Source organism: Myceligenerans crystallogenes (assembly GCF_039529775.1).
In the GTDB taxonomy this organism is placed as follows: Bacteria; Actinomycetota; Actinomycetes; order Actinomycetales; family Cellulomonadaceae; genus Myceligenerans; species Myceligenerans crystallogenes.
On sequence record NZ_BAAANL010000026.1, the window covers coordinates 1 to 517 of the forward strand.

Below are 517 nucleotides of genomic sequence, written 5' to 3' on the forward strand. Positions count from 1 at the left end.
GGCCGCTTTTGCTCGACGGCTTGCAGGTCTTTTTTTGTGTGTGAGGCCGAGGCCGCGAAGCGCCCGCCAGACCGAGACGCGGTGGACCGTCATTTGATGCGCCTCGGCGATTTCCAGCACCAGATCATCCAGCGTCAGATCGGGCTTGGCATCCATCCGCGCCTTCAGCCAGTCTCGCAGACGGGCCAGCTTGCCATGGCCGCCGCCATTGCCTTGGGCGCGCGGCTCCAGCCCGCCCGTCTCGCGTTTCAGAATGACCATGTCATTCACGAACTTCACCGAAACCCGAAACCGTGCCGCCGCAGACCGATGCGAATGACCTTCTTCGACGAATGCGACAACACGCGCGCGAAGCTCTACAGGAAGTGGCTTGCCCATCCCGGACCCCCATATCTGCCCTACAGACAGGGAATCACAGATCGGCGCTCATGGGAATCCTGAATCAGAAAAGCCGCAACACGCTCTAGGCCTCGGGCTTTTGGTGGCTGGCTGGCTGCTCGAGTTCCCGCCTATGATG

Annotated in this window: 1 protein-coding gene; it reads right to left on the minus strand. The window is 61.5% G+C overall.

Annotated elements, in window-relative coordinates; all coding sequences use genetic code 11:
- The coding region (locus ABD208_RS20415; protein WP_425561144.1) for a helix-turn-helix domain-containing protein at positions 1 to 378 on the minus strand (378 nt) is incomplete at its 3' end.
- Between the last annotated feature and the right edge of the window lie 139 nt (positions 379 to 517).